Raw genomic sequence first — 26,078 nt, forward strand, 5'->3', positions numbered from 1 at the left:
TTAGACGCTGGAAAGGTTGCCTGGCGCAGCAGATGGATTTCGACGCGCGTCGAATGCGCCGTCGAGGACCTTGAGGACTTTAGGACGAGGGTCACGTTGTGACCCAACGGGAGCACTCCACGCTTCCATATCGGACCTCTCGATGAACGAGCACGAGCACGAGGTCGACCTTGATCAGCCACTGTGTACGGATTCCGTCCGGCGCCGCGCCGCCCGACTCGGAGTGGGCACCCCGCGACGACACCGGTGCATCGCGCGCCCCGCACCGTCGACGGAGCGCGAGCGATCGCGTCGACCCGGCGTACGATCGACAGCCGTGACCACTCCTCCGGTATTCCGGTTCAGCCCGAACGCCTATGAACTCGGGCTCTTCGAGGAGCGCTCGGGGCGCTGCGACGCGTGCGACTCGGACCGCGAACTGCGTTACACGGCCTCGTTCTACGCCGTCGACAAGCCGGACTACCTATGCCCGTGGTGCGTCGCCGACGGGACCGCCGCCCGACGATTCAAGGGCTCCTTCAACGACTGGCTCGGCATCGACGGCGTCCCGGTCGATCCGGACGAAGCGGTGACGGTCGATCGGGAGTGCGCTTCGGAGGTCGCAAACAGAACCCCCGGTTACCCCTCCTGGCAACAGGAGCGGTGGCGCTCGCACTGTGGATTCCCGTGCGCGTTCCTCGGATACGTCGATTCGACCGACATCACCGAGTACCTGGTGGAGCCCGACTTCGCGGCCGACGTCGACGGCGGGATCGGTTTCCCCGGCGAGGTCCTTCGGGATTACCTCAGCCGGGACGGGGATTTGACCGGCTACCTGTTCCGCTGCGTCGTCTGCGGCGCGCACCGTCTGCACGCCGACGCCTCATAAGACCATCGCGGGTACGGAACGCCCACGTGCGTTCGTCAGCGTTTGGCCCCCGCGAGGAGGGCGTCGACGAGGACCTCGACGTCTCCCGTGGTCACGATGGATCGGCTGAGCGCGCGCAGGAGCACGACCCCGACGAGTGCCTCGCTGATCTCCTGGAGGGGCGCGTCGGAGCGGAGCTGCCCCGCGTCGACGGCGGAGGAGAGTCGTCCGGCGATGGAGCCCGGTGAGCCGAGCGCGTCGCGCAGTCGGCGTCCGACGTCGGCGTTCTCGGTGGCGGCGGCGATGAGCGACCGCAGAATCCCCTCGCCGCCGGGTTCGCGCAGTATCCCGAAAAGTTCCGTGGTCCAGGCGATAAGGTCGGCGCGGATGGCTCCGGTGTCGGGCATGGCGAAGCGCTCGGGCAGTAGCAGGCCTTCGAGCAGGCATTCCGCGACGAGGGCGCCCTTGGAGGGCCACCAGCGGTAGATCGTCTGCTTGGCGACTCCGGCTTCGGCGGCGATGCTCTCCATCGCGAGATTCTCGTAACCGGACACGGCGAAAAGGCGCGCGGTCGCATTCAAGATGGCCAGACGCGCGGTCTCGCTGCGTACCGCCCCGCGGCGACGCTCAGACATGGGTGACATCATACGGATGATTAACGAGACACAACGTTGCGTATTATTGATCAGGCTTTTTCACGGAAGGGGAACGACGATGGCGGAACTGCTTTACCGCTTGGGCAAGTTCGCGGCACGAAGAGCGTGGACGGTGATCGCGGTGTGGATCGCCGTGCTGGGGATTGCGGGGGCGGGCTTCGTCGCCGGCTTCGGAGGGCTTACGACGAGCTTCGACATCCCCAACACCGCCTCCTCCGCCGTCATCGCCGATCTGGAGAAGAAGCTCCCGGACTTCAGCGGAGCGTCGGGGACGGTCGTCTTCTCCACGAAAGACGGCTCCGCGTTGACGGAGGACCAGCGCGCTCGGATCAGCGCGCTCGTCGCCGACGGTGACGACCTGCCGGACGTCGCGAACGTCATAGACCCGTTCGAGACCGAACAGGAACGGGCCGACCGTCAGCAGGAGCTGGAGGACGGACGGCAGCAGATCGAGGACGCCCGGGAGCAGATCGACGGAGGTCAGGTCCAACTCGACGAGGGATTCGAACAGCTTGACGAGGCACAAGGCCAGCTCGACGCCGCCCGGGACCAGGCGGAGGCGGCCGGAGCGCCCCCGGAGCAGCTCGCCGCCCTCGACGAACAGCAGACCCAGCTCGACGACAGCCTGGCGACGCTCACCGAGGAACAGGAGACGCTCGACGCGTCCCGCACCGAACTCGACGAGCAGAGCGAACAACTGGACCTCGGCACGGAACTGCTCACGCTGGCCGACGAGATCCGCGTCGTCTCCGAGGACGGCTCGGCGGCCCTCGTCAACGTCGCCTTCACCGAACCCCGCCTCGACCTGCAGGATTCGACCAAGGAATCCGTCATCGAGCACTTCGAATCCGAACCGATCGACGGTGTCGACGTCTCCTTCTCCACGGACATCGCTCAGGGTGTCCCCGAGATCCTCGGCGTGGGCGAGGTCGTCGGCGTCGGCATCGCCGCCGTCGTACTCCTGATCATGTTCGGCACACTCATCGCGACGGCACTCCCGATCGTCACCGCGATGGTCGGCGTCGGCATCGGTGTGCTCGCCGCGCTCGCGTTCTCCGACGTCGTCCAGATGGCGTCGGTGACACCGGTCCTCGGCATCATGCTGGGCCTGGCGGTGGGCATCGACTACTCGTTGTTCATCATGAACCGGCACCGCAAACAGTTGCAGCAGAAAGCCGACGTCAACGAGTCGATCGGCATCGCCAACGGCACGGCCGGGAACGCCGTCGTCTTCGCCGGCTCCACCGTCGTCGTGGCCCTGCTGGCGCTCAACATCACCGGCATCCCCTTCCTCGGTCTCATGGGGACGGTCGGGGCGGCGTGCGTCGCGATCGCCGTGCTCGTGTCGGTCAGCCTCACCCCGGCGCTGCTCGGCCTGATCGGCGAACGCGTCCTGTCCCGCCGGACCCGTGCGCGCATCGCCGAGGAGACGCCCACGCCGAAGGAGGCTCGGCCGATGTCGACGCTCCGCGCGGTGTTCAGCGTCCTGGCGATCGCGGCGGCGCTCCTCACGATCGCCATTCCGGCACTGTCGATGCGACTCGGCCTGCCCGACGGTTCGTCCGAGCCGACCGATTCGGCCTCCTACCGCGCGTTCACCATCACCGAGGAGGCATTCGGCGCGGGAGCGAACGGGGCGCTGCTGGTGACGGCGGACCTTCCGGACGGCATCGCCGACGAGGATCTGCTCGCCACCCAAACCCTGATCGCTCGAACGATCGCGGACACCGACGACGTCGCCGCCGTCGCACCGATCGCCGTGTCGGACGACAGCAGCCTCGCCGCGTTCCAGGTCGTCCCCGTCGACGGCCCCAACAGCGAGTCGACGGCACGGCTCGTCCACGAACTCCGGTCGATGCCCCCCATCGACGGCGAGATCACCCTCGGCATCGCCGGACAGGCCGCGATCAACATCGACATCTCCGATTCCCTTCAGGACATTCTGCCGACGTACCTGGCGGTGGTGGTCGGGTTGTCGCTGCTGATCATGGTCATCGTCTTCCGGTCGCTGCTCGTGCCGCTCATCGCGACCGGCGGATTCATCCTGTCGCTGTTCGCGACGTACGGCACCGTCGTCGCCGTATTCCAATGGGGATGGCTCGCGGACGCCCTCGGCATCGACAGCACCGGACCGATCCTCAGTTTCCTACCCGTCATCCTCGTGGGAATCCTGTTCGGACTCGCGATGGACTACCAGCTGTTCCTGGCCTCGGGAATGCGTGAGGCGTTCGTGCACGGCTCCTCGGCGCGAATAGCGGTGGTGCAAGGGTTCCGGGCCGGACGGTCCGTCGTCATCGCAGCCGGTTTGATCATGGTCGCGGTGTTCGGCGGCTTCGTGTTCTCCGAATCGGTCATCATCCGGCCGCTCGGCTTCGGCCTCGCCTTCGGCATCCTCGTCGACGCCTTCGTCGTACGGCTCCTGCTCATGCCGGCGCTCATGCACCTCCTCGGGCGGTCGGCATGGTGGCTGCCGCGTTGGCTCGACCGTGTCCTGCCGAACGTCGACGTCGAGGGCGCCGCGCTCGAACGACGTCACCACCTGCACTGACGACGCCGGGTGCGGGGCGAATTCGCCCCGCACCCGTTCGCCTCGTGAACGCCTCGGCGGGTTCAGAAGTCGAGAAAGCCGGGCACGACGTCCCGCGCGCCCGCGTCGTCCACACGCCCGTAGAAGTAGAGCGAGCCGTACCCGAACAGGTAGTCGCCGTCGAGGAACTCGCCGACCGGGCCGTCGACGGGGAAGCCCTCGTCGTTGAGCTGGAACAGAAACCGCAGGCCGTCGTCCAGCGCGGGCTTGGCGTACGAAGGCTCGTTCTGAATCAGTAGCGGCTCATCGCCGATGCGAACGAACGACAGGGCCTCCTCGCCGACGTACGGCACGAGCGCGGCGCTTCCGATCGACGCGAGGACGCCACGGCCGTTCGTGGCGCGCGGAGACGGAGGGTGGATGACGACGCGGGCACCGATGTCGGGGTAGACCAGGTCGTCGTCGGCGATGGAGAAGCCTCGCCTGAGGAACACCGACAACTCCCGTCCACGAAGCCAGTCGGCCGTGTCAACGCCCAAGGTCAACAAATAGTCGTGAGTGGACAATAGGGTGTCGTCGATGGCGAGTGGCGGCGAACCACCGACGCGACTCCCCTCGTCGGAGTCGGTCGCACCGATCGTCAAGAGCGTCGGACTCGTCTGCTCACGGTAACGCTCCCCTTCCCACCTGTTCGGCGGTGCCTCGGACAGACTGGAGCTCCTGCATCGAGGAGGCCGAATGCCCGAACTGCGCTGTGAAGCGGTTCGTTGGATCGCCGACGAACCGTTTCCCGGTCTCATCGAAGTCCAGTTCATCGACGCCGACGGCCGCACGTGGAGCCTGGTCGACAAAGCCGCGATCTTCGGTGCGGCCGAAGATCTGGAACCGGACTCGAACTACCCGGCCGCCGTCACGGTCGCGTGCGTGCTCCGTGGAGCGGACGAACAGGTCGGGAACGACGGCGGCGTGACGATCTCCACCTCCCCCGACGGCGTCACGAGCCCGGACGGGCGCGACACGTTCACCGTGACGCGCGACCGGATCATTCCGTGAATCTGGGGTAGGACGCGCAGGGGCTATGACGCGGTCGCGGGGGCGCGTGGCGAGCCGTGGTTCGAACGGGGATCGGGCCAGATCCGTTCTCGCCCAGGCGGAGACGGTCGGGGTCGTCCGAGTTGTTCAAGTCGGGCGTCAAGGAGAGCGGGCGTCATTCGATCTCACCGGTGTAGCGACGATCGGTGAAGGTGCGGCGATCATCGTCCCGGCCCAACTTGCTCACCCCGTGACCCGCTCGCCTCCCACCGGCTCGGTCACGGCCGTCAACCTGCGGCCCCCACTGCCCGAAATCACCCTCGCCGAGGGAAGGACGTCGATCGTCCATGCCCCGAGACCACTGGTTCGGATGGCCAACCGTGAGAGCCGAACGATGGCGACGATCCAGGTTCCCATGTGGATGATGCAGGAAACCGTTCCGTCCCAGGTGATACGTGGGCGGCCTATACGCCCGACGTCGCCGGGATCGTACCGGTGCCGTCGGCCTCCAGCGCCGCCCGGATGTCCTGCCAGGACGACACATAGGCGTCGACTGCGGTCAGGACCTCGCGGATCTCGCCGGTCGCCCAGTCCCGCCACAGCAGTCGCGCCCGTGCGGGGCCGGTACGCACGAGGTACGCGATCTCGCCGTCGAAAATCTCGGCGCCCGTGGGAATGGCGCGGAAGTCGTTGCCTGACAGGCCTCCCCGAACGTCTTCGGCGAGGAAGGCGGGCCGACGACCGTGCCCGTTCCACATGCGCAACGCGACGAACAAGCGCGCGGCATCGAGATCCTCGGGCACTTCCAGCACGGGTTGACGTTCGATCGCCGACACGAGATCGTCGACGGCCTTCTGCACGAGACCGACGACCGACCACGCCTCGGGGTCGCCCACGACCCCGAGCTCGGTCCGGATCAGCACGCGACACAAACGGGTCGCGCCGTCGTCTGACGTTTCGGCGATCCAGCGGAGTCGGAATGCGGACGAGTTCATCTGCCCCAGAATGCCCTACGGGTGCGACCATCCCCGGAAACGACCCAGTCGCGTCGCGAACGGAGGCGCGTCGGCTTCCCGCTCGCGGGCGTTGCGCGCCGCCCCGGCACATGCTGACATCGAAATACCTGTGCGCTCCGCCAGCCGCGGACTTCGAGGCTGTGCGCCGCAATGAGCGGGCGAGACTCGTTGAACCCCGACCCCACCGAGCCTCGGCCGGACGAATTCCCGACACGGAACGCCGCTGCCGAACGAGTTCCGGCTCCGCCCCACCTGAACTCCGCTTGGTTGGGCAAAAGTCTCGCTTGGTTGGGCAAATTGCGAAATCAGGCGTGTTTCCGACATTTGGCCAACCAAGCGGGGGAATGTTCAACGTCGGTTCGGCGAGGCGTCGCGGTGGTCGGCGATCACGGCTTCGATAACGCCGGGCGAACGCCCGAGGCCCGGGGAGTTCGTCCCGGCGATGCCCGCCGTCACGATGAGGGCCTTCCAGATCGCCCAACCGCGAGCGCGAGCCCACATCGGGGAGTCGGCGCCGCCCAACCGGTCCGCGAAGGCCGCGTGCGCCGGTGCGTCTAGGAACGTCCACGCGATGACGAGATCGCAGGCCGGGTCACCGACGGCGCTCGTCCCGAAGTCGATGACGGCGGAGAGGCGGCCGTCCCGCGTCAACAGGTTTCCGTTGCCGAAGTCGCCGTGGAGCCAGACGGGAACGCCGGTCCACTTCGCCGCGAGTGCGCTCTCCCAGACGTCGAGCGCGCTCGCGCCATCCACAGTGTCACCGAGGCGATCGACGGCGGCGCGGGTTTGCGCGTCGTAGACGTCGAGCGAGCCGCCCCGGTGGAAGTTGTGCGCGCCGGGGGCCGGGCCGTCGGTCGCGTCGACAGTCCACAGTGCGGTTAGGAAGTCGGCTAGGTCCGTTCCGAAGGCGGTGAGGTCATCGACGGTGTCGTGCCGGGTCGGGTCGCCGTCGATCCAACCGTAGATCGACCAGGGCCGGGAAAAACTGTCGGACGGAACACCGCGCCCGATGGGCGTCGGAATCGGCAATGGCAGACGCGGCGCGAGTACGGGCAGCCACCGCTGTTCCTTCTCGACCGCGGCGGAGTAGCCGTCGGCGCTCGGCAACCGCACCGACATCCGCTCCCCCAGGCGAAACGTCCGGTTGTCCCACCCGTCGTTGTCGACCGGCCGCACCGGAAGTTCCCGCCACTGCGGAAACTGCTCCCCCACCAACCGCCGCACCAAGCCGACATCGATCTCCACCACGACCACTCCTCACCTCAGCAATTCCCAGCCGATGCTCCCATGCGCCGATTCCCCCGTCACTCGCTTTATCCCCGATCTGGTTCGGTCCATACGTCGTGGGATGAGCCGTCCCGGTTCGCTCGGCGACAGGGTTGATCGATGGTTCGGGGTGCATGGGGTGAGTAACCTCGGGCGGTCTGTGTGAATGAGGAGGTTGGTGTGGCGAGTCACTTTGGGGCGATCGGGATGCCGTTCACGGATGAGGAATCCTATATGGATGGAATTCGGCGGATCGCGGACGCGGCAGAGGAACAGGTCGAACTCGGCGACAGTCTGATTCTGACCTGGAAGGACTCCAGCGGGGCGGCGCTCGACATCGTTCTGTCGCAACAGGAGGACGGCGTAAGCCTCGAATGCGTCGCCCCTCGGTTCGACGGCGGGAACACGGCGGCGCTCGCCGTCACCGGTGTCGTCGACGACGAGTGCGCGGGCTGCGTGACGGTCGGCGTCGAGGTTCATGAGGGTGGTGAGATGGCGTACCCGATGATCGTCGCTCCCGCCCGTATCGCGGCGGAACGGGACAAGCTCACCGCGACGATCGGGACCGGCGCCGCGACGGCGCGACTCGGCCTGCTCGCCGAGGACGTCACCGTGTTCGCCGACCAGGAGGCGATGAGCGCGGACGAGACGCTCGGCAAGTTCTCCAGCGAGTCGTTCATTCCGACGGGCATGTTCGGCGACAGTGCTCCGCGCGTCCTTTGCAACGGCACGGTAGTAGCGGCGGAGCGCCGCCTCAACACGCTGTTCGACACTCCATTCTGGGTGTTGCGGGTCCACAGTTACGGCGGCGACTACGATCTCGTGTGCTCTACGGACGACCTCCCGGACGGGGTGCGGGTCGGCCAGATCGTCTCGGCGACCGCGTGGGTGACGGCCGACTTCGGCTGAGCTTCGCAAGGAGGCGGGCCCCGCGCCGCGACCACCGTCAACACGGCGCTGAGGGCTCATACGGAGATCGGCGAGAAGGAAACACGGCCGCCGCCGACGACAGATACGACATGCGCTTGGTTGGGCAAACGCTCCGCTTGGTTGGGTAGATATCCTAAACACGCCTGATTTCGCAATTTGCCCAACCAAGCGAGACTTTTGCCCAACCAAGCGGAGTGTGTCGTTCAGGCGCACTGGGAACGTTGGGACACCGGGAGCGCGAGAACCTGTGCTGGCGCCTGGACCCATGGGCACCCAGCGGGAACCATGCCCGGGGCGTGTCCGGAACCGGCGCAGCCGAGAGGCAGGCGCTGAGACCAACTCCCGCGCATTAGGGCGCCACGACGCTCACGCCGAGAGCGAACCCAGGTCGGCCCAATCACCCTCGGCGGCGCGCAGTAGGCGCGTCAGCATCGGTTTGACCTCCGAGTCCAGGATGTCGCGATAGCACGGGCAGACCGACAGCGGGAGGTCGTCGGCGATGCACGACGCGATGCCCGCCAACTGCATGGCTCTCGCCGTGGCGACCACGATTTCGCTGGGACCCAGGGGTATTCGAGTGATCAGCTGAGCCACGAAGGCGATGTCCTCGGGAGGCAGGGGCGCCGCCATCAGGTTGGCGATGGCGTTCTTCGCCGCGGCATTCGTCCGCAACAGGATGCGCGCGATGTGCGCCAGTTCGACACAGGCGGCGACATCCCTATCTGTCATCCGCCGCCAAACGGGCGGGTCGACGTAGCGTTCCGCGCCGCGACGAACGGATTCGATGGATATCGGCCCCTCGGCGACGCGCGGACGAGGGACCTTACGCGGCGCTGTTGGTGGTTTCGGTTGCGCCGTAGCGGTACGCGGTGACGTCGCAGCCCGGCGAGGCTTCGGTGGCTTGGCGTTGTAATTCTCGATCCGTACAGGCGCGCGTGCGCCGTCCGGGATACGCGGAAGCCCGGGATGCAGATGACAGGCGTCCCCGTGCACGGTCACTCGACGCTCGCAGGGATGACCATCCTTTTTGCGCGGTCGACGGCAGTTGATCCGCCGGCGACGATCCCGCCCTTTTCCGACCATGACTCGCAGTAAGTCACCGCCTCGTCATAGTCCATATTCGAATAAGTCACATTGCCGACAGCCCGAACCGGATTGTCGTGCTATGTCCGTTCCTCCATGAGGGAGTGGATGCCGTCGAGGATGCGGTGGAGGCCGAAGTCCAGAGAGACGTTGTCGGCGGCGGCTTCGGTGGCGCCGGTGAACAGGCCTTCTTCGAGGAGCGCGTGCAGCGCGGGGAGCCGGTCGGCGTCGACGACGGTGCGGAGGCGGGACTCGTAGACGATCTCCTCGTCCGGTTCGGGCTCGCCGTCCTCCCAGATGTCGACGACCATCTCGGCCTCGTTGCGCACCAGCCCGAGAATGAGCATCAAAGTGGACAGTTTTTCGAACGGCGCAAGCCGCTGCCCCGCAAGAATGCCCATCGCCCAGTCCGTCCACTCCAGATTCCGTGGCATCAGCGGCGGCCCGCTGATAGGTACGTCCAACATCCAGGGGTGCGCGAGGTACTGCGCGAGGGCCTGCCGTGCCCAGACGGTCAGACCGTCGCGCCAATCGAGGCCGTCCGACAGGTCGCGCGGCGGCGAACCGAGCGCGTGGTCCTGCATGTGCGCGAGTAGTTCCTCCTTAGACCCGACGTGGCGGTACAGCGCCATGGTGCTGAATCCGAGCTGCTTGGCGACGCGGGCCATCGAGGCGGCGGAGAGCCCGTCGCCGTCGGCGAGCACGATCGCGGCGGTGATGATCCGCTCGAGGCTCAGCTCGGGACGCACCCCCCGACGCGAGCCCGACGTCAACCCCCAGGCGGCACGGACTTCGGGGGGTAGACCTGCGACGTCGTCCATGTGCGTCCTTCCACGGCATTGCGATCGGGCGCTTGCAGCCTACATTTTTGCGTATGACGTACGCTTTGTTTATGTCATACGCACTAAATACCTACGGGTTCGGAAGGATTCGGCCATGAAGACCACCCCCATCGTCGAAGTGGCGGGGCTGCGCAAGCGCTACGGCACGACGAACGTCCTCGACGGCATCGACTTCGCGATCCCCCGGGGCAGCGTGTTCTCCCTGCTCGGCCCCAACGGGGCGGGAAAGACCACGGCCGTCAACATCTTGAGCACACTGACCAGACCGAGCGGCGGTACGGCGCGCGTCGACGGGAACGACGTCGTCGCGAACGCCGCCGCCGTACGAAGGGCGATCAGCCTGACCGGGCAGTTCGCCACCGTCGACGACCTGCTGACGGGACGAGAGAACCTCGTGATGATGGCGCGGCTACTTCGGTTGTCCCGCCGAGACTCCAAGGCCCGCGCCGCCACGTTGCTGGACCGTTTCGACCTCGCCGACGCGGCCGATCGCCGGGCGTCCACCTACTCGGGGGGAATGAAACGGCGGCTCGACATCGCCATCAGCATGCTCGCCCGACCCACCGTCCTGTTCTTGGACGAGCCCACCACCGGACTCGACCCGCGCAGTCGTCAGGGCGTGTGGGAGTTCGTCCGGGAACTCGTCGACGACGGCGTGACGGTCCTGCTCACGACGCAATATCTGGACGAGGCCGACCAGCTCGCCGATCGGATCGCCGTCCTCGATCACGGCCGGATCATCGCCGAAGGCACACCGACCGAACTCAAGCGCGCGGTCGGCACCGACCTCATCGACATCCGTTACGCCGACGGAACGAACGCGACGATCCCCACCGACGGCTCCGTGGCGCACCTGCGCACGGCACTCGCCGACGCCGAGGCGACCGGCGTCGTCGCGTCCGTCGGTCTGCGGAGCCCGAGCCTCGACGACGTGTTCCTGACGCTCACCGGCCACCCCGCCGACACGACACCGAACGCCGAGGAGGCGAGCGACCGATGACGAACCTCTCCATCGAACGACCACGCCCCGTCGCGGACTCCCTGATCATGATCGGTCGCAGCATGCGTCACACCGTACGCAATGTGGACAGTCTGCTGATCGGGATCATGTTGCCCGTCATGCTGATGCTGCTGATGACGACGGTCTTCGGCGGCGCCATGGAACTCGGCCGGGACCACTATGTGAACTTCGTGGCTCCCGGCGTGATCCTGCTGTGCGCGGGATACGGGGCGTCGTTGACCGCCATGAGCGTCACCCACGACATGCGCGAAGGCATCATCCGTCGCTTTCGGACGATGAACGTGCTCCCGTCGGCGGTGCTGATCGGGCACGTCGTCACGAGCGTCGTCCGAAACCTCGTGTCGACGACCCTCGTCGTGGTCTCCGCCCTCGTCATCGGATTCGAGCCGCGGGCGACGGCCCTGGACTGGCTGGCGGCAACGGGACTCGTCGTCCTCTTCGTCCTGGCGCTGTCATGGTTGTCGGCGGTCGTCGGCCTGATCGCGCGAACCGTCGAGGGCGCCGCGTCGTTCGGGTTCTTCCTGCTGTTCCTACCGTATCTGTCGAGCGCGTTCGTCCCGATCGGCACGCTCCCCGACTGGTTGCAGCCGGTCGCCCGGCATCAACCGTTCTCCCCCATCATCGATCTGTTGCGGGGACTGCTCCTCGGCACGCCGATCGGCGACAGTGGATGGATGGCGATGCTGTGGTGCGGCGGGATTCTGCTCGTGTCGGGAAGCGCCGCCGCCCTACTGTGGCGGCGCTCCCGGGATTGATCACATCGGGGGCGGTCAGGACGGCCGCCCCCGCGCGTCCACCGAACTCGACACGACGTATCGACGGGCGTCTGACCGCGAAGCGGCTGGTCCCGATCCGATTGGGACGGATGACCCACCGTCGAGAACGGATCGATCGAACGGGAAGCACGCGAACGGCCCAGCTAGGGCCGAGCTGGCTTCCGCGCGAGCCTGAGCACCATGGACGGTGACAGGACGTCGGAAGGTGTGGCCAGCTCTGGGCGTAGACCCGGAATCTGATCCGAGCACGGCACCGGCGACGATCCCGAGGAGTGCGCGGCCGGCAAAGGGGGCGACCCGCATCGGACTCCAGTATCACCAGATAGGACGGAAGAGTCCGGTCACGTCGGCGGCGGACATTGGTCGTACGTGTAACCGTCGGTGCCCGGCAGGCCGAGATCACGGTCTCGAAGGATCGTCAGCGGTGCCCGGTCGGCAGAGGCGCACACCATGTCGAAAGGCTCGGGAAGGTTGTCGACGTACTCGATCTGTAGAACGTGTTCGCCGTACACCTCCGTGTAGGCGGAACACTCGTCGTAGGCCGCGCATTCCTCGGTGACGGCGAAGTCGAAGCCCAGTTCGTCCCGCCCGGTCTCGGCCAGCTCCGCGGCGTTCTTCTGCCCGATCGCCAGACCGTTCCCGTGAGCCAGCCGCACATAGGACCGGGCCAGCTCCAGCGCGCCCTCCCGATGGATCGCGCCGGAGGCGGGGTCGTCGAACCGCGTCCAGGTGTCGAGGTTGTCGATCTCGACGGCGTCGTAACCGTCATCGGCGCATCCGACGATCACGGGGCCGAGCACCTCCAGGATCCCGTCGCGTCGCGCGCTCGTCGACGGATCGAGGACGTACTCGTCCGGCCATTCCGGATCGACGACCGGTTCCCCGCGATCGTTGTGGAGCAACAGGTTCTCGCGGCCCCCGATCCACAGGTCCTCTTCGCCGGGTTGCGTCTGGAAGCCGTTGACGTAGCAGATGTTGTAGGCACCGGCCTCGGGATCCGAAGTCGCGTCCCGCACGACGACGTCCAGCCCCGGCACAGAACCGTGGGCGCGGCCGAGCTGATAGTCGAAGCGTCCCACCGTAGGCGGCAACTCCGGACCACTCGACGGAGTCGCGTCCCGTTCGGCCTCGGGCGCCGACTGGCAGCCGACCGACGACAACACACCAAGGATCCCGACGAGCAAGAACGTGCGCATGACCGCCATTCTGACGCACTCGAGTCCGAGGTCGGCTCGGTCCAGCGACCACGGAACGCCCGAATCGCAGGTCGCGGAGGACGACTCGCGTCCTCCGCGACGGTGTCGATTCAGTCGAACATGGAGAGAACGGTCGATCGGTCCACGTCGGACAGCGACGCGTGCGTCCAGACCGGCTTGTTGTCGCGGTCGACGAGCACGGCGCGCACGCCCTCCACGAAGTCCGACTTCACCGCGAACGCCCGCCCCAGCCGGAGGTCCTGTTCGAGGACCTCGGTGAGGCTCATTGACGCGGCCCGGCGCAACGCCTCCAGGGTCACCGCGACCGACAGCGGTGAACGTCCGGCCAAGACCATGCCCGACTGCCGGGCCAGCGGCGAGACGTGCGAGCGCAACGCGTCCAGGATGACGGCGGCGTCATCACCTCGATAGCATTCGTCCACCCATGACAAATCCATGTCGTTGGGGGCCAAGGCATCCGAGGCCGGAGTCCACGCTGTCTCGGTACTGACGCCGTTCGCAAGTCGCTCGACGATCCCATCGATGTCCGCGGAGGCGATGACCGCGTCGGCGAGACCACATCGGACCGCCTGCGGGCCGTCGGCGGGCAGACCGGTCAGCGCCAGGTGCGTGCCCCACTCCCCCGGGGAACGCGCCAGGAGGTACAGGCCGCCGACGTCCGGGAAGAAGCCGATCGCGGTCTCGGGCATCGCGATCCGCGAGCGCTCGGTCGCCAGGCGGTGCGAGGCGTGGGCGGAGATCCCGACGCCGCCACCCATGGTCACGCCGTCCATGAACGCCACGATCGGCTTCGGGTACGCGGCGATCGTCGCGTTGAGCCGGTACTCGTCGGCCCAGAACGCGGCGGGGTCGCCGGCCCCGTTGACAAGCGCTTCACGCAACTGGCGGACGTCACCGCCCGCGCAGAGGCCGCGTTCCCCCGCGCCTTGGATCGTCACGACCTCGACGTCATCGACGTCCGCCCACTCGTCGAGCTGGTGTCGTATCGACACGACCATCGCGTGCGTCAACGCGTTGATGGCCTTGGGGCGGTTCAACACGACTCGACCAAGGCGGCCTTGCCTCGCGTAGACGACCTCGTCGGTCGCGGCGCTGCCGGGCGAGAACGACGTCACAATGGGCTCCTCACATCACGGGGGCACGAGCGCCTTCACGGTAACGGACGGCGGCGCTGCTCCGGTCACGGCCGCGTCGCGGATGGTCCGCGTTGGTCGTGGCGCCAGCCGGTGACGCGAAGGAGGCCCGGCGGCTACCCTGCCGCCGGGCCCCAGGATGCGCTCAGATCACACTGGGTCTTGGAGTGTGCGCGTTAGCCTGCTATTAGCATCATGCTCTGCCGTTGAGCTACCGCCCCATGTGGAGGAGCGGGCCGGATTCGAACCAGCAACCCTGATGTAAAATCATCGCACACTAACGACCCAATGTGGAGCAGCGAATGCTGAGTCTTGAGCGATAGTTTGAGTCTGAACGGCTTGCCTCTGCCAGTTGGGCCACGCCGGCATGAGTGCCGGCGAGGGGACTCGAACCCCCAGCTCTACCGTGAATCAATCTGCTGCCAAACCTCAGATTGTGCTCCATGCGCGCCCTCCGCGAGCTCAAACGCGGAGGGACGTTCGGATACTACCTGTCGGTGAACAGGTAGTCGAATACTTTCTCGCCGACCTTGCGGTCGACGACCTCGGTGCCGTTGGCTTCTTCGCGGGCGAACTTGACCGCCTGCTGAAGTTTCTCGATGCGGTCCAACACCGACGTGATCCGCTTGGCGGGCGCCGATCCCGAGAACTTGACGGTGGTCCAGTAGCCGACCGTGATGTCCTCGTAGTACACCTCGACCTGAGCCGGGTGCTTCTCCGTCGCCTCTGCCTTGACGTGGTTGCGGGGAACCTTCTTCGTCCGAATGGTGCGGACCGGGTCGGTCGCGAAGCAGTCGGCGGAGTCGTTGAACGTCCACGACTCGGCCGCGTCAAGCGACGGCAGGCCCTTGACGAAACCGTACAGTTCGGACAGCTGCTTCTCGAGGAAGAGCAGGTACGTCACCGGCACCTCCGAGAGCAGGACGTTGCCGTCGATCACGATGTCGGCGGTCGCGACGGCGTTCGTGGCGTCCTTGGTCGCCGTGACGTCGAACAGACGGGCCATGTTGGACGCGACCGCGCGCAGCGACTCCTCGACGCGGGTCTGGACGCGCGTCGACTCGGGCGGAAGCTGTTCGCCTTCCTCGTCCTTCGGCTGGTACGTCCGCGAGATGCCGGACAGCAGTGGCTGCTTTCCGAGCTCGCGCCCCGCCACGGCGATGGCCTGTTGGGCCTTGGCCTTGACGCCCTTCTCCACGGCGATGATCTGGTTCAGTTTCGTCACGGGTGTGGTTCCTCTCTCAACAGTCTGAGAGTCTAATCACCGCGTTTCGAGACATGCAAACAGATTAAAGCGAACGAAGCACGGTCCCCATTGAAGCCACAAGGGAGAATCAGCGGGCTGCCGAGGACCGCACCACCGACGCGAACCGGGTGGCGAAACCCCGCCAAGCGACAACCGCGGCCGGCTCTGCCGCCAACGCCGCCTGGTACAGCTCGTCGCGATCGAGCCCGTACTTCCTCAGGCGCGCCGGATCCCACGTCTCGATGCGCGACGCGTCGACCTCGGGGTGGAACTGGACGCCCCACGCGTTGTCTCCCACGCGGAACGCCTGGTAAGGGCATCGGTCGGTCTCGGCGAGCCAGACGGCGGACTCGGGCAGGCGGGTGATCGCGTCGATGTGATGCTCGATCGCGGGAACGACGTCGTCCAGGCCTGCGAACACCGGGTCCTCCGCGGCCTCTGCTCGCACGCGGATCGCGGTACTTCCGTTCTCCGGCGCGCCGGCGTCGGCCCGCACGGAACCACCGGTGACGAACGCGAGCAACTGTCCGCCCAGACAGATCCCGAGGATCGGTTTCGCGTCCGACAGGGCCTCCGTCACCAAGCGACGCGTCGCCTCCAGCCACGGGGCCCGATCGTCCGCGTCGGGCATGAAGTCGCCGCCGAGAACGATGATCGCGTCGTGATCGAGGCGCTCGGGCAGTTCATCCCCCCGGTACGGGTGGGCCACGTCGACACGGATCCCGTCCGCCGTCAACCATTCGCCGAGGCGTCGGGGGCCGCTCTCGGGGGTGTTCTGAACCACGAGGATCGTCGGGGTGATCGTCATCCGGGCACCGTACCGCATCGCTCGGGAACCCCTTCGGCGTCGACGGCGACCTCGATATGGTGCGGACATGGACGAGCGGCTGGTGGTGTGGATCGGCGGAGGGCCGGGCGCGGGGAAGACGACGGTCGCGCGGCGGCTGGCGCGCCGCTTCGGGCTGCGCTGGTACAACGGCGACGCGCAGACCTGGGTGCACCGAGATCGCGCGATTCGCTCGGGGAACGTTGCCGCGCAACGCTTCGAAGAGTTCACGCCCGCGCAACGCTGGAAGCGTCCACTGCCGGAGCTGATGGCGATGGCGCTGCACGACGAACGCGGTCCGATGATCGCGGCGGACGTCGCGGCGCTGAGTCCGGGACCGCCCGTCGTCGCGGAGGGAACGCCCATCGTGCCGTCCATGACCGGAGACTGGGCGAACGCGGTGTGGATCGTCACCCCGCCACCGGTGCGTCGACGACGACTGGAACAACGCGGCGTCGAAGGCGCGATGTTGAACCTGTACCTGGCGCTCGCGGACACAGTGGATGCCACGGTGGCCGAGGCGGACGCACCCGTCATCGTCAACGACGACGACTCCACCATAGATGGTCTGATCGCGGCCGTGGCCGAGCGTTTCGCGCACGTCCTGCCGTTCGGCGCCACGGACAGGACGCAGCGGGCGGAACTGCTGCGGGCGTCGAACCAGGCGATCGTCGATCAGGTTCGCGGCTTCTTCGCTCGCCCGTGGGCGGTCGGGAACGCGGAGACGCAGAGGGCGACCCTCGATTGCGAGTGCGGCGGCGCCGAATGTCTGGACACCGTGGACGTCGTCATCGGAGAACTCTCCGACGTGCCCCTCATCTCCGACGACCACGGCGTGTGAACGAGCTCCGGCCCCGTCCAGGCACATGCCGGACTGCCAATCGCGTGCCGACCGGCACAATGGACGAACATCGACCCCGCTCACGACGACCCGGACAAAGCGCCGAGAGTCATCGATCCGGTTCGACCACATCGGATGCTCCCCGCGACTCGGTCGCACCCCGGGAACACCCATCGGAGGCCTGAACTGGACGAACCGTGCCCGCGCGAAAGTCCTTCGCCGATCGTGACACCCTTCCGGACCCGAAGGCGCGTCAAGGTCTGTGCGTGTCCGGCAAGGCATGCGCGAACAAGGTCGTCCCGTCGCCTCAGGTCGCGAGGCACGGGTCAGCGCGTCACTCGGCGACACAGCCGACGAAGTCCTGACCCCGCCTCGACCGACCTGCCGATCACGGCACGGCCGTACACCCAACTCGATGTGGTCCCCCTCAAAACGACCACACAGGAGGAACGTGTGAATCTCAAGCACCGAATGCTCGGCGGCCGACGCCGACGCACCATCACCGCAGGAGCGGTCGTCACCGCGACCGCACTCGGCGTCGCGCTCGTGGTCGGGCCGTGGGCGTGGTCCGAGCCGACGCCCGCCGGGCCGCCCGGCTCCGGTGACCTTCAAACGATCACACTGATCACGGGCGACCAGGTCACGGTCAACACAAAGGACGACCGTCAGTCGCCTCGGATTCGACGGGGAGAAGGACGCGAGAACATCACCTTCACGTCGACGCGCTTCAACGGCGATCTCGTCGTCGTCCCGAGTGACGCCGACGCACTGCTCCGATCAGGAAAGCTCGACAAGCGACTGTTCAATGTGTCCGACTTGATCGACGACGGGTACGGGAACGCCGAGCGAGCGACGATCCCGCTCCTGACTCAGACGTCCGACGTCACCGCCAGCGTCGCCGACGACGCCGGCGCGAAGGTCACCTCGAAGCTGCCGTCGCTGGGCATCGCCGCCACCCGGCAACCGAAGAACAGCACCGGCGAGTTGTGGGCTTCCATGACGACGACCGACGAGGCCACGAAACTGAGCGGCGGCGTCAGCCGGGTTTGGTTGGACGGCAAGCGCGAGCTGCTTCTCGACCACAGCGTCGGCCAGATCGGCGCGCCGTCGGCGTGGGACGCGGGCTTCACCGGTGACGGCATCACGGTCGCCGTCCTCGACACCGGCATCGACGCCGATCACCCCGATCTCGCCGACCAGATCACCGCCATGGAGAACTTCACCGGCGATGAGATGGTGGACGACGTCGGGCACGGCACGCATGTCGCGTCCACCATCGCCGGTATCGGTGCGAAGTCCGACGGGCTCTACAAGGGAGTCGCTCCGGACGCCGATCTCATCATCGGCAAGGTCTGCACCAATAGTGGCTGTGACGAATCCTCGATCCTCGCCGGAATGGAATGGGCAGCGCGGCAGGACGCCACCATCGCCAACCTCAGCCTCGGTGGCACCGACAGCCCCGAGATGGACCCGCTGGAGCAGGCGGTCGAGGACCTGACCGCCGAGTACGACACGCTCTTCGTCATCTCCGCCGGAAACGACGGGGGCGACGGGACCGTCAGCTCACCGAGCACCGCGCCGTCGGCGCTGTCGGTCGGTGCCGTCGACGACAACGACGCGCTCGCTGACTTCTCCAGCCGCGGCCCGCGCAGCGGAGACCACGGCGTCAAACCCGACATCACCGCGCCCGGCGTCGACATCATCGCCGCGAAGGCGAACGGGTCGAACATGGGCGACTCCCCTGTCGAGGGTTACCTGACCGCGTCCGGCACGTCGATGGCGGCACCTCACGTCGCCGGCACCGCCGCGCTCCTCGCACAGCAGCACCCCGACTGGTCGGCCGCGCGGCTGAAAGCGGCGATCATGGCCTCGGCCGAACCCAACGGGGAACTCACCGCGTTCGAACAGGGCGCCGGTCGGGTCAACGTCACCCAGGCGATCAACCAGGAGGCCTACCCCGAGCCGTCGAGCGTGTCCGGCTTCGTCAAGTGGCCCAACCAGGACAGCGCACCGGCTACCGAGACGATCACCGTCCACAACCCCGGCGACACCGCGCTCGCCCTGGACCTGACGGTCACGTCCACCGCGCCCGCGGGCATGTTCACCACGAACGTCAGCACTGTGGACGTTCCCGCCGGCGGGTCCGGGACCTTCACCGTCACCACGGATCCCTCCGTCGCCGACGGCGCGGGGAGTTACTCGGCACACGTCACCGCCGTTGACGGCCTCACGTCCATCGTGGTCCCCGTCGGGTCCTACGTGGAGTCGGAAAGCTACGACGTGGATGTGAGCGCGCTCGGACTCGACGGTTCCGCCACCACTGCGACCATCTCGCTCTACCAGCTCGGTGGCGGGGACGAGCACCATGCGGACGTCTCTCCGGAGGGTTCGACCGTCCGGGTTCCGGCGGGCGAGTACCAGCTCGACGTGGCCATCCCGGCGACGAACGGCGACCTGGCATGGCTGCGGTATCCGTCGCTCACCGTGTCGGAGGACCGCGAGCTCGTCGCCGACGCGCGCGAGACGAAGCGCACCACGGTGACCGTGCCGAACTCGAGGGCCAAGGCGACCAGCGGAACGATCGTCGCGATCCGCGGCATCAACGAAGAGTGGTTCAACATGACCATGATCGACACGCCGGACGTCGGCACCGTGCGCACCGCCCAGATCGGCGAGGACGCGGCGGGCGTGACACGGGTGTTGGTCCTCGGCTCGTGGTCCACACCGACCAGCAGCACCGGCGCCAACGGGACCGGCAAGATCCCGGCGTCGTACAACCTCGCCTTCACGGGTGAGGGGTTCCCCACCGGTTTCACTCGTGAGGTCACCAAGTCGGAACTCGTCAAGGTCGTGGCCGACTATCGAACGATCCCGGCCGACACCGTCCGAGAGAAGTACTGGTTCACGGACCTGCCGACCGGCGACGGTGTCGCGGTGCGGCAGGAGGTGGGCGCCGAGTCCACCCGCCACGAGTACCTCAACGTCATCCCCGACATGCAATGGTCGGCCGACATCACCACACTGGACGCCGAGACCCGCAAGTACCTGGCATACCAGATCACACCGGGGATCGACCGGAAGGCCGGCGAGACCTACCGCGAGACGTGGACGGCCGCCGTCCTCGCACCGTGCGACGGCAGCGTCTATCGCAACAACGACACGCTCTACGCGATCGTCTACATGCAATGCGATCCGGTCACGGGCCGGTTCGGGAACTTCTCGCAGGGTTCCGTAGCCCGGCTCTACTTCGGCGACGAACTCGTCGGAGAATCCGACGTCGTCAAGGCCGACATCTTCGAGTCGACCGAATCGGGCACCTTCCGGCTCGAGATCGACGCCGTGGCGCCGCTCGACACCTCCGCCCAGATCAGTTCGACGTGGACTTTCGAGTCCGAGGCGGTCGAGGAGGAGAACACCCTGTTGCCGACGGTTCGGCTCGACGCCAAGGGATTGGACGCGACCAACACGGCCGCCGACGAGACGACGGTCATCGACTTCACCGTCGAAGCGGGCCCCGACCCGATCGAGACCGAGGAACTCCTCATCGAGCGGTCCGTCGACGGCGGTAAGACCTGGACGGAGGTGGCCGTCGACGGAGGCTCCTTCACCGTCGACAACCCCGCCGACGGCGACGTCTCCCTGCGCGTCAGCGGCACCGCCGACAACGGCGTCGCCTTCGAACACACCATCATGGAGGCCTACCACGTCGCCTGACGCAGATCCGTTGTCCGGCGCTCCGGCCGCACCTCAGCGAAGCGACCTGGTCTTACGAAACCGCGAGACCTCTTTCGAACCGCCCTCGGCACCCGGCCGGGGGCGGTTCGCCGTCCGCCATCGAACCAGGGCGCGATGACCCTCGGCAACGGCCGGTCACCAGCGGCGGCTCGGACCGTCCTCTCCGCGCAGAGGAAGACCGACACACGGCCGTCAGCGGACAAGGCGGCGGCCGTCGTCGTATCCCGGGTGGGGAGCGACGGCGGCCGTCAGCGAACGAGCGGTCCTATTCGGAGTCGCAGATCTCCCCCGCCTCGCATTCCAAAGCCCACGCGAGCCCATAGCGCGCGTAGAGGCCGCGCCAGTTGGGTACGAGGACGCAGTGCTCCCACGCTTCCAAACGCTCCGGGTCCGCGGGGCGCCATTGTCCACTGGATACGGTGAGCACGCGCAACAGGGGCCGCCCCCAATGACTCTCGAAACGAGTGTCGGTCAGGAAGGCCAAGCTGTTGCGAACCGTGTCGGGGTGCTCGCCGATCCAGCCGGATATCTCGCGGACATCGGTCGCGACGTCCGTCGGACAACCCATGTCGCGCAATGTGTCCACTATGTGACTCGCGGGCAGCGACCACAGTTGATGGAGCCTGAAGTCGTCCTCACGCTGCCGTTGCCGCGCCGACATCGGAAGGATCTCCGTCGGAAGCGGTAGCGCGCGCGGAACCCTCCAGCGGACCACCCCCTCGTCGACCTCGCGAAGGTACAGGCCGAGCTCGACGCCGAGCCAGGCCAGCGCTCGCGCCGTCGTCGGATACTCGTGACCCGCCTTGCCGAACAACCGAACGAGCCGCCGCTGGTCGCTGCGAAACCGGTTGTAATCGATCGGGGCGTCGAGGTCTCCGAGCAGTCGCAGACCGAACGACCACGGGTCGCCGTAGTCGCGCACCCACGCGACGACGTCGTCGAGTTCGCCTTCGACGTCGTTCTCCGTCGCCTCGCATAGGACGTCCCACAGCCCGAATCCCTCTGACGGAAGGAATCCGCACCAGCGGGTTCGATCCCAGTCAGTTCTCCGTGTCAACAGTTCGTCTTGATAGGACATCGTGTCGCCTTCATCTCGCCGGGCCGGCACCACCGCCCGGCGGTTCGCGCGCTCCGGGTAACCCCCCGCGGTGCCGCGCGCATGCCGACCATACGACCCATACGGTATCGACGTTCCCGGTGACGGAGACACACTGTTTGTGCGACCTGTGACACCTTCTTCACTGAATCGCGGCCGCCTCAAGTGATGCCGCTACGTGAGGATGAGCTTCCCGGTGGTGCGCCTGGCCGCGAGGTCGGTGTGGGCGCGTGCCGCCTCGTCCAACGAGTATCGACCACCGATGTGGACCTTGAGTTCGCCGGACGCGATCCACCCGAAGACGTCGGCCGCACGCGCGGCGAACTCCTTCGGGTCGGCAATGTAATGCGCGAGCGTCGGCCGAGTCAGGTACACCGAACCGGCCCTCGACAGGGCCTGCGGGTCGACGGGGTCGACGGCCCCGCTGGACTGACCGAACAACGCGAGGGTTCCACGCGGGCGCAATGCCGCCAGGCTGTGCTCGAAGGTCGACGAACCGACGCCGTCGTACACGGCGTGCGCGCCCGCGCCCCGCGAGTACTCGGACAGGATGGGGCCGTATTCGTCGTATCCGGTCACGGCGTCGGCTCCCGCGTCTCGCGCCAGAGCCGCCTTCTCCGGTGTGGACACGGTGGCGACGACGACGCCCCCGCGAAGCTTGATCATCTGCGTCAGCAGCAAACCGACGCCACCCGCCGCGGCGTGAACCACGACGACGTCACCTCGTTCGACCCGATACGTCGAATGGCACAGGTAGTGCGCCGTCAGGCCCTGCAGCATCACGGCCGCCGCCGTGTCCGTCTCCACTCCATCGGGGACGGGCAATACCGACTTTGCCGGTGCGGCGATCGCCGTCGCGTAGCTTCCCGGAACCTGTGCCCAGGCGACCAGGTCTCCGACGGCGACCGAGTCGACTCCCTCACCGAGCTCCCGAACCGTTCCGGCGCCCTCCGTCCCGGGGACGAACGGTGTCGGCATGGGGTACTGCCCACTGCGGTGATAGATGTCGATGAAGTTCACTCCGCTGGCCGCGACGTCCACGAGGACCTCGCCGGGGCCGGGCACCGGGTCTGGAACCGTTTCCGGTCGCAGCACCTCGGGGCCGCCGACCTCCGAGACCACTATGGCTTCCACGCGTACCACTCTCCCGTGACGAGGGGCGCTGACCGCTCCTCGTACTCGTACGACGGCGATGCGGATGGCACCGCTCAGAGCCGTATTCTGCCGCAACCGGCGGGCCAAACGGGGCGCCCCTCGCGGGCACGGTCCCGCGCGGCATCGACGCCGCCGATCATCACGACGGGTCGAGCGCGAGGTTCGAACCCGGCGGACACAGTGGGCATTCACGACCAATCGGGCGGGAATTCGTCCACGCTGTTCGGTCGGTCGTCCGTTCATTCACCGAATTCAACCGATAGGGCGGCGCCGACCGACCGAACTTCCAGAACATTGGAAATGCGCGACTTCCCTATTTACACAAGGAATGTCGGCGGCATACGGTCACCAACACCCACATATTGATGTTCGGCTCTGTCCGGTGCTGAATCGAAGAAGGTGAGCACGTGTCGCTCATCCGCGAACAATGGGGGACGCGGGCCGGTTTCATTCTGGCCTCGGCCGGGTCGATGATCGGTCTCGGCAGCCTCTGGCGTTTCCCCTATGTCGCCTATGACAACGGTGGGGGCGCGTTCCTCATCCCGTATCTGATCGCGCTGCTGACGGCCGGTATTCCACTGTTGATCATGGAATACGCGATAGGCCACAAGACACGGACGTCCGCCGCGCTGGCGTTTCAACGGCTGGGACGCGCCGCCGCCCCGATCGGATGGTGGCAGGTCGCCATCTGTTTCGTGGTGGCCATCTACTACGCGGTCATCATCGCGTGGGCGATTCGCTATATCGGGTTCTCAGTGAGCCTCCAATGGGGTGGGAACCCCCAGCGGTTCCTGAATGAAGAATTTCTTCGGGTCGCCGAACAACCAGGTCAGATATCGACATATGTGTCGGGAGTGCTGTGGCCTCTCGTCGCGGTCTGGATCATCACACTCGGCATTCTCGCGCTGGGTGTGAGGAGGGGAATCGAGACCTCGAACCGCATATTCGTGCCACTGCTCGTCGTCCTGTTCGGGATCCTCGTCGTGCATTCGCTGACCTTGGAGGGCGCCTCCATCGGCCTCGACGCCCTGTTCCGCCCGGATTGGAGCGCGATCGGCGACCCGAGGGTCTGGCTCGCCGCCTACGGTCAGACCTTCTTCACCCTGTCCGTCGGTTTCGGCATCATGGTCACCTACGCGTCATACGCCAAGTCCAAAGCGGACTTGACGGGTTCGGCCCTCGTCGCCGCATTCAGCAACGCGGGCGTCGAGATCCTCGCCGGGATCGGCGTGTTCGCGGCGCTCGGATTCATGTCCGCGACGACGACGCTGCCGGTCGACGACGTGGCCTCCCAGGGGGTCGGACTCGCGTTCGTGGCGTTCCCGCAGATCATCTCGCAACTGCCGGCCGGCGCCCACCTGTTCGGGGTGCTGTTCTTCCTCTCACTCGTACTCGCGGGACTCGCGTCGCTGATCAGCATCGTCCAGGTCGTGGTCGCCGCCGTCCAGGACCGGGTCGGTCTGTCGCGGGTGCCCGCCGTGCTGCTGGTGGGAGGCGTGATCGCGGCGACGTCGATCGCGTTGTTCCCCACCGACCAGGGGTTGATGATCCTCGACGTGGTCGATCACTTCATCAACGATTACGGCATCGTCGGTGCCGCGCTGGTATCCATCGTGGTCGTCGGGTGGGCGATGCGGCGTCTGCCGGAGATGGGGGCTCACGCCAACGCGACATCCGTCCTCAATGTCGGCTGGTCGTGGATGATCGTGCTCGGCGCCGTCACCCCGCTGGCGCTCGGCTGGATCGTCTACGAGAGCGTTCTGGCCGAGGCCGCCGACGCCTACAACGGATATCCACAGTGGTTCGTGAACCTGTTCGGGTGGGGCGCTCCAGCGGCGACCATCGCCGTCGCCCTGCTGCTGTCGATCCTCCCCTGGCGCGACCCACAGCGCGTCGGCCTCATTACCTTCCAGAAGGGACGCCAACGATGAGCACCGGGGCGATCATCATGCTGGTCATCTCCATCGTCATCGTGTGGGGCGGACTCATCGGCGCGATCCTGCTACTGCGAGCGCATCCAGAGGACTCGGATCTCCCGGAGGCGGGCTCGGGCCGATATGGGCCGCCGCGACGGTGAAGCCTCCGACACACCCGCCACCTTCGCGCCGGGTGACTCGTTGTGTCCAATGAATATCACGCATTCACGGTCAACCCACCCGCCACATATGACACACTCACCGCAATGGGGCAAATACTTAAAGTTATCGGTTGGTGACAGTACCCTTTTGGCACGATCTGCGGTGGTATCACCAAACGCGCGTCCGCCACTGTCGCCGATCACGGCGTGGCTGGCTCGTCGAAGTGATAAACCTCAGGTAGGAAGCGGCGAGTTCTGGGGTGCTCGCCCGAGGAGCCCGGGGGGCACAGATGGCGACAACACGTCCGGCGACCGTAGAAGTCGACACGACAATGAGGTTCGTCGCGCCCGATTTCGCGACGATCAGTGTGCGGGCCAGTCTGCGCTACGACCAAAGCGACCCGTACGCAGTGCACGTCATGTTCCATCCCGACAATCCCGAATCAGAACACGTCAGTTGGTCTTTCGCTCGGGACCTCCTGTCGTCGGGACTCGTGGAGCCATCCGGAATCGGGGACGTCCGGGTGTGGCCCTGGGTCACGCCCCGCGGTGACGCCATCGCGCTCGCCCTGTCCTCGCCTGACGGGAACGCGTTGTTCGAGGTCTCGAAGAGCCTCATCGCGCGGTTCCTGCGTCGCAGCTACGCGGTGGTGCCGAAGGGCAAGGAGCCCGAGTGCCTCGATCTCGACGTGGCGGTCGCGAAGCTGCTAGCCGAGCGCTGAAAATTCCTCACGAGGGCCGACGGTCGCCTGACCG

The 26,078-nt window shown here is 66.8% G+C and carries 23 protein-coding genes; 11 read left to right on the forward strand and 12 right to left on the reverse strand.

Going from position 1 to position 26,078, the window contains the following annotated elements; all coding sequences use genetic code 11:
• Nucleotides 1–316 precede the first annotated feature (316 nt).
• Nucleotides 317–868 carry a CbrC family protein gene (locus ACM9NP_RS00770; protein WP_415644571.1) on the forward strand — a complete coding sequence of 184 codons (552 nt, stop codon included), beginning with the start codon at nucleotides 317–319 and terminating at the stop codon, nucleotides 866–868.
• 35 nt (nucleotides 869–903) lie between these two features.
• On the opposite strand, the gene ACM9NP_RS00775 is transcribed toward ACM9NP_RS00770, so the two are convergent.
• A complete protein-coding gene (locus tag ACM9NP_RS00775) occupies nucleotides 904–1,482 on the reverse strand; it encodes a TetR/AcrR family transcriptional regulator (protein ID WP_415644572.1) in 579 nt (192 codons plus the stop codon).
• Nucleotides 1,483–1,561: 79 nt separating this feature from the next.
• Between ACM9NP_RS00775 and ACM9NP_RS00780 the strand changes: the two genes are divergently transcribed.
• Nucleotides 1,562–4,051, forward strand: coding sequence for an MMPL family transporter (locus ACM9NP_RS00780; protein WP_415644573.1), 2,490 nt, complete (start codon nucleotides 1,562–1,564; stop codon nucleotides 4,049–4,051).
• Nucleotides 4,052–4,113: 62 nt separating this feature from the next.
• Here the strand turns inward: ACM9NP_RS00780 and ACM9NP_RS00785 are convergent, their stop codons facing one another.
• On the reverse strand, nucleotides 4,114–4,674 hold the full coding sequence (locus ACM9NP_RS00785) for a hypothetical protein (RefSeq protein ID WP_415644574.1): 561 nt from the start codon (nucleotides 4,672–4,674) through the stop codon (nucleotides 4,114–4,116).
• A 94-nt stretch (nucleotides 4,675–4,768) separates the two neighbouring features.
• On the opposite strand from ACM9NP_RS00785, the gene ACM9NP_RS00790 reads away from it, so the two are divergent.
• Entirely contained in the window at nucleotides 4,769–5,083 is a 315-nt protein-coding gene (locus ACM9NP_RS00790) for a hypothetical protein (protein ID WP_415644575.1), read from the forward strand.
• A 443-nt stretch (nucleotides 5,084–5,526) separates the two neighbouring features.
• On the opposite strand, the gene ACM9NP_RS00795 is transcribed toward ACM9NP_RS00790, so the two are convergent.
• Nucleotides 5,527–6,057 carry a hypothetical protein gene (locus tag ACM9NP_RS00795; RefSeq protein ID WP_415644576.1) on the reverse strand — a complete coding sequence of 177 codons (531 nt, stop codon included), beginning with the start codon at nucleotides 6,055–6,057 and terminating at the stop codon, nucleotides 5,527–5,529.
• Between the two features lie 369 nt (nucleotides 6,058–6,426).
• On the reverse strand, nucleotides 6,427–7,326 hold the full coding sequence (locus ACM9NP_RS00800; RefSeq protein WP_415644577.1) for an aminoglycoside phosphotransferase family protein: 900 nt from the start codon (nucleotides 7,324–7,326) through the stop codon (nucleotides 6,427–6,429).
• A 198-nt stretch (nucleotides 7,327–7,524) separates the two neighbouring features.
• On the opposite strand from ACM9NP_RS00800, the gene ACM9NP_RS00805 reads away from it, so the two are divergent.
• Nucleotides 7,525–8,253: a hypothetical protein gene (locus ACM9NP_RS00805; RefSeq protein WP_415644578.1), complete on the forward strand. Its 729-nt coding sequence runs from the start codon at nucleotides 7,525–7,527 to the stop codon at nucleotides 8,251–8,253.
• Between the two features lie 387 nt (nucleotides 8,254–8,640).
• On the opposite strand, the gene ACM9NP_RS00810 is transcribed toward ACM9NP_RS00805, so the two are convergent.
• Together ACM9NP_RS00810 and ACM9NP_RS00815 are read right to left on the reverse strand one after the other, a co-directional pair.
• Nucleotides 8,641–9,003: a hypothetical protein gene (locus tag ACM9NP_RS00810; RefSeq protein ID WP_415644579.1), complete on the reverse strand. Its 363-nt coding sequence runs from the start codon at nucleotides 9,001–9,003 to the stop codon at nucleotides 8,641–8,643.
• Nucleotides 9,004–9,437: 434 nt separating this feature from the next.
• A complete protein-coding gene (locus ACM9NP_RS00815) occupies nucleotides 9,438–10,178 on the reverse strand; it encodes a TetR/AcrR family transcriptional regulator (RefSeq protein ID WP_415644580.1) in 741 nt (246 codons plus the stop codon).
• 115 nt (nucleotides 10,179–10,293) lie between these two features.
• On the opposite strand from ACM9NP_RS00815, the gene ACM9NP_RS00820 reads away from it, so the two are divergent.
• Nucleotides 10,294–11,199, forward strand: coding sequence for an ATP-binding cassette domain-containing protein (locus ACM9NP_RS00820; RefSeq protein ID WP_415644581.1), 906 nt, complete (start codon nucleotides 10,294–10,296; stop codon nucleotides 11,197–11,199).
• Nucleotides 11,196–11,975, forward strand: a complete 780-nt coding sequence (locus tag ACM9NP_RS00825) for an ABC transporter permease (protein ID WP_415644582.1) — start codon at nucleotides 11,196–11,198, stop codon at nucleotides 11,973–11,975. The genes ACM9NP_RS00820 and ACM9NP_RS00825 overlap by 4 nt, the downstream gene beginning before the upstream one ends.
• Nucleotides 11,976–12,337: 362 nt before the next feature.
• Here the strand turns inward: ACM9NP_RS00825 and ACM9NP_RS00830 are convergent, their stop codons facing one another.
• The 4 genes from ACM9NP_RS00830 to ACM9NP_RS00845 all read right to left on the reverse strand — a co-directional run bounded on the left by ACM9NP_RS00830 (nucleotide 12,338) and on the right by ACM9NP_RS00845 (nucleotide 16,400).
• Nucleotides 12,338–13,192, reverse strand: a complete 855-nt coding sequence (locus ACM9NP_RS00830) for an endo alpha-1,4 polygalactosaminidase (RefSeq protein WP_415644583.1) — start codon at nucleotides 13,190–13,192, stop codon at nucleotides 12,338–12,340.
• Nucleotides 13,193–13,302: 110 nt separating this feature from the next.
• Nucleotides 13,303–14,328 carry an enoyl-CoA hydratase/isomerase family protein gene (locus ACM9NP_RS00835; protein ID WP_415644584.1) on the reverse strand — a complete coding sequence of 342 codons (1,026 nt, stop codon included), beginning with the start codon at nucleotides 14,326–14,328 and terminating at the stop codon, nucleotides 13,303–13,305.
• Between the two features lie 505 nt (nucleotides 14,329–14,833).
• Nucleotides 14,834–15,571 (reverse strand): DUF7873 family protein, encoded by a 738-nt coding sequence (locus ACM9NP_RS00840; RefSeq protein WP_415644585.1) that lies wholly within the window; start codon nucleotides 15,569–15,571, stop codon nucleotides 14,834–14,836.
• A 109-nt stretch (nucleotides 15,572–15,680) separates the two neighbouring features.
• A complete protein-coding gene (locus tag ACM9NP_RS00845) occupies nucleotides 15,681–16,400 on the reverse strand; it encodes a type 1 glutamine amidotransferase (RefSeq protein ID WP_415644586.1) in 720 nt (239 codons plus the stop codon).
• Nucleotides 16,401–16,467: 67 nt separating this feature from the next.
• Here ACM9NP_RS00845 and ACM9NP_RS00850 point away from each other — a divergent pair, with 67 nt between their 5' ends.
• Entirely contained in the window at nucleotides 16,468–17,259 is a 792-nt protein-coding gene (locus tag ACM9NP_RS00850) for an AAA family ATPase (RefSeq protein WP_415644587.1), read from the forward strand.
• A 453-nt stretch (nucleotides 17,260–17,712) separates the two neighbouring features.
• On the forward strand, nucleotides 17,713–20,973 hold the full coding sequence (locus tag ACM9NP_RS00855) for a S8 family serine peptidase (RefSeq protein ID WP_415644588.1): 3,261 nt from the start codon (nucleotides 17,713–17,715) through the stop codon (nucleotides 20,971–20,973).
• A 286-nt stretch (nucleotides 20,974–21,259) separates the two neighbouring features.
• Here the strand turns inward: ACM9NP_RS00855 and ACM9NP_RS00860 are convergent, their stop codons facing one another.
• Nucleotides 21,260–22,072, reverse strand: coding sequence for a DUF6042 family protein (locus tag ACM9NP_RS00860; protein WP_415644589.1), 813 nt, complete (start codon nucleotides 22,070–22,072; stop codon nucleotides 21,260–21,262).
• 192 nt (nucleotides 22,073–22,264) lie between these two features.
• The gene (locus ACM9NP_RS00865; RefSeq protein ID WP_415644590.1) at nucleotides 22,265–23,224 is read right to left on the reverse strand and encodes a quinone oxidoreductase family protein; all 960 of its coding nucleotides are present in this window, start codon (nucleotides 23,222–23,224) and stop codon (nucleotides 22,265–22,267) included.
• Between the two features lie 428 nt (nucleotides 23,225–23,652).
• On the opposite strand from ACM9NP_RS00865, the gene ACM9NP_RS00870 reads away from it, so the two are divergent.
• From ACM9NP_RS00870 to ACM9NP_RS00880, 3 genes are all read left to right on the forward strand, one after another.
• On the forward strand, nucleotides 23,653–25,176 hold the full coding sequence (locus ACM9NP_RS00870; protein WP_415644591.1) for a sodium-dependent transporter: 1,524 nt from the start codon (nucleotides 23,653–23,655) through the stop codon (nucleotides 25,174–25,176).
• Nucleotides 25,173–25,322, forward strand: a complete 150-nt coding sequence (locus tag ACM9NP_RS00875) for a methionine/alanine import family NSS transporter small subunit (protein WP_415644592.1) — start codon at nucleotides 25,173–25,175, stop codon at nucleotides 25,320–25,322. The genes ACM9NP_RS00870 and ACM9NP_RS00875 overlap by 4 nt, the downstream gene beginning before the upstream one ends.
• Before the next feature lie 290 nt (nucleotides 25,323–25,612).
• Nucleotides 25,613–26,044, forward strand: a complete 432-nt coding sequence (locus ACM9NP_RS00880) for an SsgA family sporulation/cell division regulator (RefSeq protein WP_415644593.1) — start codon at nucleotides 25,613–25,615, stop codon at nucleotides 26,042–26,044.
• The last annotated feature ends 34 nt before the right edge of the window (nucleotides 26,045–26,078 follow it).

The organism is Stackebrandtia soli (assembly GCF_965137155.1).
GTDB lineage: Bacteria > Actinomycetota > Actinomycetes > Mycobacteriales > Micromonosporaceae > Stackebrandtia > Stackebrandtia soli.

What these genes read in the sequence shown, in the direction of transcription:
- ACM9NP_RS00825 (WP_415644582.1), top strand. Translation starts at nt 11,196, where the DNA reads ATGACGAACCTCTCCATCGAACGACCACGCCCCGTCGCGGACTCCCTG.
- ACM9NP_RS00810 (WP_415644579.1), bottom strand. Translation starts at nt 9,003, where the DNA reads ATGACAGATAGGGATGTCGCCGCCTGTGTCGAACTGGCGCACATCGCG.
- ACM9NP_RS00775 (WP_415644572.1), bottom strand. Translation starts at nt 1,482, where the DNA reads ATGTCTGAGCGTCGCCGCGGGGCGGTACGCAGCGAGACCGCGCGTCTG.
- ACM9NP_RS00850 (WP_415644587.1), top strand. Translation starts at nt 16,468, where the DNA reads ATGGACGAGCGGCTGGTGGTGTGGATCGGCGGAGGGCCGGGCGCGGGG.
- ACM9NP_RS00780 (WP_415644573.1), top strand. Translation starts at nt 1,562, where the DNA reads ATGGCGGAACTGCTTTACCGCTTGGGCAAGTTCGCGGCACGAAGAGCG.
- ACM9NP_RS00790 (WP_415644575.1), top strand. Translation starts at nt 4,769, where the DNA reads ATGCCCGAACTGCGCTGTGAAGCGGTTCGTTGGATCGCCGACGAACCG.
- ACM9NP_RS00815 (WP_415644580.1), bottom strand. Translation starts at nt 10,178, where the DNA reads ATGGACGACGTCGCAGGTCTACCCCCCGAAGTCCGTGCCGCCTGGGGG.
- ACM9NP_RS00795 (WP_415644576.1), bottom strand. Translation starts at nt 6,057, where the DNA reads ATGAACTCGTCCGCATTCCGACTCCGCTGGATCGCCGAAACGTCAGAC.
- ACM9NP_RS00820 (WP_415644581.1), top strand. Translation starts at nt 10,294, where the DNA reads ATGAAGACCACCCCCATCGTCGAAGTGGCGGGGCTGCGCAAGCGCTAC.
- ACM9NP_RS00845 (WP_415644586.1), bottom strand. Translation starts at nt 16,400, where the DNA reads ATGACGATCACCCCGACGATCCTCGTGGTTCAGAACACCCCCGAGAGC.
- ACM9NP_RS00875 (WP_415644592.1), top strand. Translation starts at nt 25,173, where the DNA reads ATGAGCACCGGGGCGATCATCATGCTGGTCATCTCCATCGTCATCGTG.
- ACM9NP_RS00880 (WP_415644593.1), top strand. Translation starts at nt 25,613, where the DNA reads ATGGCGACAACACGTCCGGCGACCGTAGAAGTCGACACGACAATGAGG.
- ACM9NP_RS00830 (WP_415644583.1), bottom strand. Translation starts at nt 13,192, where the DNA reads ATGCGCACGTTCTTGCTCGTCGGGATCCTTGGTGTGTTGTCGTCGGTC.
- ACM9NP_RS00860 (WP_415644589.1), bottom strand. Translation starts at nt 22,072, where the DNA reads ATGTCCTATCAAGACGAACTGTTGACACGGAGAACTGACTGGGATCGA.